7 protein-coding genes are annotated in these 6,360 nt (G+C 69.3%); 3 read left to right on the top strand and 4 right to left on the bottom strand.

From position 1 onward, the window contains the following. Nucleotides 1-96: 96 nt before the first annotated feature. Nucleotides 97-729 carry a sulfite oxidase-like oxidoreductase gene (locus ACIQPT_RS12110; protein WP_401155147.1) on the bottom strand — a complete coding sequence of 211 codons (633 nt, stop codon included), beginning with the start codon at nt 727-729 and terminating at the stop codon, nt 97-99. Between the two features lie 159 nt (nt 730-888). Between ACIQPT_RS12110 and bfr the strand changes: the two genes are divergently transcribed. Continuing rightward, nucleotides 889-1,368: a bacterioferritin gene (gene bfr, locus ACIQPT_RS12105; protein WP_007451289.1), complete on the top strand. Its 480-nt coding sequence runs from the start codon at nt 889-891 to the stop codon at nt 1,366-1,368. 4 nt (nt 1,369-1,372) lie between these two features. Here bfr and ACIQPT_RS12100 read toward each other — a convergent pair whose 3' ends face one another. Both ACIQPT_RS12100 and ACIQPT_RS12095 read right to left on the bottom strand, forming a co-directional pair. Continuing rightward, nucleotides 1,373-1,615, bottom strand: a complete 243-nt coding sequence (locus tag ACIQPT_RS12100) for a bacterioferritin-associated ferredoxin (protein WP_401155145.1) — start codon at nt 1,613-1,615, stop codon at nt 1,373-1,375. A 174-nt stretch (nt 1,616-1,789) separates the two neighbouring features. Next, a complete protein-coding gene (locus ACIQPT_RS12095; protein WP_401155172.1) occupies nt 1,790-3,136 on the bottom strand; it encodes a class II 3-deoxy-7-phosphoheptulonate synthase in 1,347 nt (448 codons plus the stop codon). A 102-nt stretch (nt 3,137-3,238) separates the two neighbouring features. Between ACIQPT_RS12095 and ACIQPT_RS12090 the strand changes: the two genes are divergently transcribed. Together ACIQPT_RS12090 and ACIQPT_RS12085 are read left to right on the top strand one after the other, a co-directional pair. Beyond that, the gene (locus tag ACIQPT_RS12090; RefSeq protein ID WP_355606540.1) at nt 3,239-3,307 is read left to right on the top strand and encodes a trp operon leader peptide; all 69 of its coding nucleotides are present in this window, start codon (nt 3,239-3,241) and stop codon (nt 3,305-3,307) included. A gap of 137 nt (nt 3,308-3,444) precedes the next feature. Next, a complete protein-coding gene (locus tag ACIQPT_RS12085; RefSeq protein WP_401155143.1) occupies nt 3,445-5,343 on the top strand; it encodes an anthranilate synthase family protein in 1,899 nt (632 codons plus the stop codon). Nucleotides 5,344-5,355: 12 nt separating this feature from the next. Here ACIQPT_RS12085 and ACIQPT_RS12080 read toward each other — a convergent pair whose 3' ends face one another. Next, nucleotides 5,356-6,354 (bottom strand): 2-hydroxyacid dehydrogenase, encoded by a 999-nt coding sequence (locus tag ACIQPT_RS12080; protein WP_401155142.1) that lies wholly within the window; start codon nt 6,352-6,354, stop codon nt 5,356-5,358. Nucleotides 6,355-6,360: the final 6 nt, after the last annotated feature.

The raw sequence follows: 6,360 nt of genomic DNA, 5'->3' as shown, positions 1-6,360 counted from the left end.
ACCCGCTATGACAAAACCCGCGAGTCCTACCAGGCAGCCATCACCATCGCCTCAATCCTGCTCTGGATCTGACTTTTGAAGACGATCTCTAGGGCTTCAGAGCTCGGGGCCGTCCCCGGGCTCTTCCTGGTAGGAGTAGCGCTGCTCGCTCCAGGGGTCGCCGATATTGTGGTAACCCCGCTCCTCCCAGAATCCGCGCCGGTCCGCCGTCATGTATTCGATGCCCCGGACCCACTTCGGGCCCTTCCAGGCGTACAGATGCGGGACGACGAGACGCAGCGGGAAGCCGTGCTCGGCGGTGAGGAGTTCGCCGTCCTTGTGGGTGGCGAAGAGGGTGCGCTCGGAGGCGAAGTCGTCGAGGCGCAGGTTCGAGGAGAAGCCGTACTCGGCCCAGACCATCACATGGGTGACATCAGGCGCGGGCGGTGCCAGTTCGAGGACCGTACGGGCGGGGATCCCGCCCCATTCGGCGCCGATCATGCTGAACTTCGTCACGCAGTGCAGATCGGCGACGACCGAGGAGAACGGCAGCGCCGAGAATTCCTGGTGGTTCCAGCAGTGCTTGTCGCCGTCGGCGGTGGCCCCGAAGACCCGGAACTCCCAGCGGTCGGGCTTGAACTTGGGAACGGGCCCGTAGTGGGTGACCGGCCATCCGCGCTGCAGTCGCTGTCCCGGCGGAAGCTCGGACTGCTCTGTTTCGCGATTCTCCCGGCTTTCCGGCTGACCCATGTCTCCATGGTGACAGACAGGCAGGGGTGGTCATGACCAGGGAGGACCCCCATCCGGGCAACTCGTACTAAGCGTGCACTTACTGGACGGGCCGCTGAGCACGGTGCGAGGATCTGGCCAACTTGCCAGATCGATCACCGGTTGGAAGGAGCCTTTGCCATGCAGGGCGACCCCGAGGTCCTTGAGTTTCTCAATGAGCAGCTGACCGCCGAATTGACTGCTATCAACCAGTACTTCCTGCACGCGAAGATGCAGGACAACTTCGGGTGGACCAAGCTCGCCAAGTACACCCGGGCCGAGTCCTTCGACGAGATGAAGCACGCCGAGATCCTCACCGACCGGATCCTGTTCCTCGACGGGCTGCCGAACTATCAGCGACTTTTCCATGTCCGGGTGGGCCAGACGGTCACCGAGATGTTCCAGGCGGACCGCCAGGTCGAGGTCGAGGCGATCGACCGCCTCAAGCGCGGTATCGAGGTGATGCGCGGCAAGGGAGACATCACGTCCGCGAACATTTTCGAGTCGATCCTGGAGGACGAGGAGCACCACATCGACTATCTCGACACCCAGCTGGAGCTGGTCGAGAAGCTCGGTGAGCCGCTCTACATCGCCCAGCTGATCGAGCAGCCGGAGAGCTGACCGCTCAGGCCGCGTCGGAGAGGACCGGGCGGGTGACGGAGGCGGCCACGGGCTCCTGCCGCTGCTCCAGGAGCTCTCGGCGCGGGCAGTCGCCGCGTCCCAGCAGGGCCTGGATGCGGCGCACACAGCCGCCGCAGTCCGTCCCGGCCTTGCAGGCCGAGGCGATCTGGCGAGGGGTGCAGGCACCGGCGTCCGCATGCTTCTTGACCTGCGCCTCGGTGACGCCGAAGCAGGAGCAGACGTACATGCGGTTCACCTCCTGCGGGTCGGTCGCTGGCGCCGTCCCGGTCTTCGTCGGTGAGGCTAACCTAACCTTACCCGCCCCTCGGGTGGCGTAAAAGTCCTGGGACGGACTGTGGGGCACGGATCACATCGATCCGTGCCCCACAGGTGTGTCCAGAGGTGTGTCCGGCGAAGACTTCTACTGGTCGCGGTACATCTCGGCGACGAGGAAGGCCAGGTCGAGGGACTGGCTGCGGTTGAGCCGGGGGTCGCAGGCCGTCTCGTAGCGCTGGTGCAGGTCGTCCACGAAGATCTCGTGGCCGCCGCCCACGCACTCGGTGACGTCGTCGCCGGTCAGCTCCACGTGGATGCCGCCCGGGTGGGTGCCGAGGCCCTTGTGCACCTCGAAGAAGCCCTTGACCTCGTCCAGGACGTCGTCGAAGCGGCGCGTCTTGTGGCCGGAGGCGGCCTCGAAGGTGTTGCCGTGCATCGGGTCGGTCACCCAGGCGACGGTCGCGCCCGAGGCGGTGACCTTCTCGACCAGCTCGGGGAGCTTGTCGCGGACCTTGTCGGCGCCCATCCGGACGACGAAGGTCAGCCGGCCCGGCTCGCGCTCGGGGTCGAGGCGGTCGATGTAGCCGAGCGCCTCGTCGACGGTGGTCGTCGGGCCGAGCTTGATGCCGATCGGGTTGCGGATCTTCGAGGCGAACTCGATGTGCGCGCCGTCCATCTGCCGGGTGCGCTCACCGATCCAGACCATGTGGCCGGAGGTGTCGTACAGCTCGCCGGTGCGCGAGTCCGTACGGGTCAGCGCCGACTCGTAGTCCAGCAGGAGGGCCTCGTGCGAGGCGTAGAACTCGACCGCCTTGAACTCGGCCGGGTCGGTGCCGCACGCCTTCATGAAGTTCAGCGCGTTGTCGATCTCGCGGGCCAGGGCCTCGTAGCGCTGGCCCGCGGGGGACGACTTCACGAAGTCCTGGTTCCAGGCGTGGACCTGGCGCAGGTCGGCGTAACCGCCGGTGGTGAAGGCGCGCACCAGGTTCAGCGTGGAGGAGGACGCGTGGTACATCTGCTTCAGCCGCGCGGGGTCCGGGATCCGGGCCTCCTCGGTGAAGGCGAAGCCGTTCACCGAGTCGCCGCGGTAGGTCGGCAGGGTCACGCCGTCCCGGGTCTCGGTCGACTTGGAGCGCGGCTTGGAGTACTGGCCCGCGATCCGGCCGACCTTCACCACGGGCACGGAGGCCGCGTAGGTCAGGACGGCGCTCATCTGGAGCAGCGTCTTCAGCTTGGCCCGGATGTGCTCGGCGGACACGGCGTCGAAGGCCTCGGCACAGTCGCCGCCCTGCAGCAGGAACGCCTCGCCCTTGGCGACGGCTCCCATGCGGGCGCGCAGCTGGTCGCACTCGCCGGCGAAGACGAGCGGCGGATACGACGCGAGGTCCGCGAGTACATCGCGCAGGGCCTCGGAGTCGGGGTACTCGGGCTGCTGCGCCGCGGGAAGGTCTCGCCAGGTGTTGCCACCGGCGGCGGAGGTATTGGCGTTCACGGTCACGTGCACAACATTACGGGGTCGCGGGGGACGTCCATTCGAGCGCTCAATAGTTGAGACACTCGCTCCGATGCCCGGATCGTCCGCTAGGGTCGCAGCATGTCGACGCAGAAGATCCGGATCTCGATCCAGAACTGGTGGTGGACCGCTCATCCGGCGGCCCGCTGATTCATCGCGCTGACACTTCGCGAAGGCCGCCCGAGGGGCGGCCTTTTCTGCGTTGCGGAGCCGTTCCTCCCCCTGTGAACCCCGTGCGGGTCCCGTGTGGACCCCCGTACGGATCGTCCGGAAGGAACCCGCTCCCCATGTCCCAGACCTCGTCCCGATCCGCCTCCGCCCTCGTCCGCCGGCTGCTGGCCGACGACGCCCCGCCCTTCGCCCTGCTGCGCCGGCGCACGCCCGGCCGTGACCACGATCACGTCGAACTGCTGATCGGCGGGGTGCGGGAGGCGGACCGGCTGGCAGATCTGCCGGTCGGCGCGTCGCCGGCGCTCGCCCTGGTGCCGTTCCGGCAGATCGCCGAGCGCGGCTTCGACGTGCGCGACGACGGCACCCCGCTGAGCGTGCTGGTCGCCGACGAGACGCATGAGCTGGAGCTCGCGGAGCTGCTGGCGGCACTGCCCGCCCATGACGTGAGCGTGGTGGACCACGGCTTCGACGTGCCGGACGCGGAGTACGCGGACATCGTGCGGCGGGTGATCCGGGACGAGATCGGGCAGGGCGAGGGCGCGAACTTCGTGATCCGGCGGACGTTCCGGGGCGAGATCCCCGGGTTCGGGCGGGCGGACGCGCTGGCGCTGTTCCGGCGGCTGCTGGCGGGCGAGCGGGGCGCGTACTGGACGTTCGTCGTGCACACCGGGGACAGGACGCTGGTGGGGGCGAGCCCGGAGGTGCATGTGCGGATGTCCGGCGGGACGGTCGTGATGAACCCGATCAGCGGGACGTACCGCTACCCGGACGGAGGGCCCACCGCCGAAAGCCTGCTGGCGTTCCTCGGGGACCGCAAGGAGAGCGAGGAGCTGTCCATGGTGGTCGACGAGGAGCTGAAGATGATGTGCACGGTGGGCGACATGGGCGGGGTGGTGGTCGGGCCCCGGCTCAAGGAGATGGCGCACCTCGCGCACACCGAGTACGAACTGCGCGGGAAGTCCTCGCTGGATGTGCGCGACGTGCTGCGCGAGACGATGTTCGCGGCGACCGTCACGGGCTCGCCGGTGCAGAACGCGTGCCGGGTCATCGAGCGGTACGAGTCCGGGGGGCGCGGCTACTACGCGGGGGCGCTGGCCCTGCTGGGCCGGGACGCGAACGGGGCGCAGACACTGGACTCGCCGATCCTGATCCGTACCGCCGACATCGCTCCGGACGGCTCGCTGAGGGTGCCCGTCGGGGCCACGCTCGTACGCCATTCGGACCCGGAGAGCGAGGTCGCCGAGACGCACGCCAAGGCCGCCGGGGTGCTGGCCGCGCTGGGGGTGCGGCCGGGCCGGCCCGGGGCGGAGGCGGACCGCCCGCGGCTGGCCTCCGACCCCCGGGTGCGCGCGGCGCTGGACGACCGGCGCGGCTCCCTCGCCCCGTTCTGGCTGCGGATGCAGGAGCGCGTCCAGGACCTGACGGGCCACGCGCTGGTGGTGGACGGCGAGGACACGTTCACCGCGATGCTGGCCCATCTGCTGCGGGCGTCCGGTCTGGACGTCTCGGTGCGCCGCTACGACGAGCCGGGGCTGCGCGAGGCGGTCCGGGCGCACGAGGGGCCCGTGGTGCTGGGCCCCGGCCCGGGGAACCCGGGTGACCTGGGCGACCCGAAGATGCGGCTGCTGCGCGAGCTCACCGCCGAGCTGGTGCGGGACCACCGGCACGGGCTGCTGGGCGTCTGCCTCGGGCATGAGCTGATCGCGGCGGAGCTGGGTCTGGAGATCGTGCGCAAGGCGGTGCCGTACCAGGGGGCGCAGACCCGGATCGAGCTGTTCGGGCGGCCGGAGACGGTGGGCTTCTACAACAGCTTCACCGCCCGGTGCGACTCTCCGGCCGCCGCCGAGCTGGCCGCGCACGGCATCGAGGTGAGCCGTGACGAGGAGAGCGGTGAGCTGCACGCGCTGCGCGGGCCGGGCTTCGCCTCGGTGCAGTTCCACCCGGAGTCGGTGCTGACCGTGCGGGGCTCGGCGATCGTGACGGAGCTGCTGGCGGGGCTGCCCGTGCCGGGCTGAGGCAGGACGGCCTCAGGTGTTCCTGGGTACGAGGACGTTCTCGCTGTGGCGGCGGGCCAGGTAGTCGGTGACGTTCGTGACGGTCGCGTCGATGATCTGGCCCACCGCGTCCTCGGTGTAGTACGCCTGGTGGGAGGTGACGACGACGTTGGGGAAGGTCACCAGCCGGGCGAGGGTGTCGTCGTCGATGCCCTCCAGGGACTTGTCGAGGAAGAACAGCCCGGCCTCCGCCTCGTACACGTCGAGTCCGACGCCGAGGAAGCGGCCCGCGCGCAGTTCGGTGACCAGGGCGGCGGTGTCGATGAGGCCGCCCCGGCTGGAGTTGACGAGGATCGCGTCGTCCTTCATCGCCTTGAGGGCGGCCTCGTCGATGATGTGCTGGGTGGAAGGCAGCAGCGGTACGTGCAGGCTGATCAGGTCGGCCTCGGCGAACAGCCGCTCCTTGTCGACGTACTCCATGCCCAGCTCGACGCAGGCCGGGTTCTGCGCCACGTCCCAGCCGAGCAGTTTCATCCCGAAGCCGTGGGCGATCCGGGTGAACGCCTCGCCGATCTTCCCGGTGCCGAGCACCCCGACGGTCCGGCCGCGCATGTCCCGGCCGAGCAGCCCGTCGAGGCGGAAGTCGAAGTCGCGGGTGCGGCTCGCGGCGCGGATGATGCGCCGGTTGACGGCCATGGCGAGCGTCCAGGCGAATTCGGCGACCGAGTACGGGGAGTAGTACGAGACCCGGGCGACGCGCAGGGCGAGCCGCTCGGCGACCTCCAGGTCGATGTTGTTGAAGCCGGTGGAGCGCTGGGCGATCATCTGCGTGCCGCCCGCGGCGAGCGTCTGGAGCACCGGGGCGCTCAGGTCGGCGTTGACGCTGGTGGAGACGATCTCGTAGCCGGCCGCGATGGGGGCGGTGTCCCGGTTCAGGAACACGTCCAGACAGCGGACCTCGTGCAGCCCCTCGAAGGCCTTCTCGATCAGGGGCTTCTCGTCGGACTGCACACCGAAGGCCAGGATCTCCATAGCGCG

The sequence above is a fragment of the Streptomyces sp. NPDC091289 genome (assembly GCF_044757365.1).
Taxonomy (GTDB): domain Bacteria; phylum Actinomycetota; class Actinomycetes; order Streptomycetales; family Streptomycetaceae; genus Streptomyces.
Note: the sequence above shows the minus strand (reverse complement) of the source record. Positions and strands in the feature narration are given on the sequence as shown.

What these genes read in the sequence shown, in the direction of transcription:
- ACIQPT_RS12110 (WP_401155147.1), bottom strand. Translation starts at nt 729, where the DNA reads ATGGGTCAGCCGGAAAGCCGGGAGAATCGCGAAACAGAGCAGTCCGAG.
- ACIQPT_RS12080 (WP_401155142.1), bottom strand. Translation starts at nt 6,354, where the DNA reads ATGGAGATCCTGGCCTTCGGTGTGCAGTCCGACGAGAAGCCCCTGATC.
- bfr (WP_007451289.1), top strand. Translation starts at nt 889, where the DNA reads ATGCAGGGCGACCCCGAGGTCCTTGAGTTTCTCAATGAGCAGCTGACC.
- ACIQPT_RS12085 (WP_401155143.1), top strand. Translation starts at nt 3,445, where the DNA reads ATGTCCCAGACCTCGTCCCGATCCGCCTCCGCCCTCGTCCGCCGGCTG.
- ACIQPT_RS12100 (WP_401155145.1), bottom strand. Translation starts at nt 1,615, where the DNA reads ATGTACGTCTGCTCCTGCTTCGGCGTCACCGAGGCGCAGGTCAAGAAG.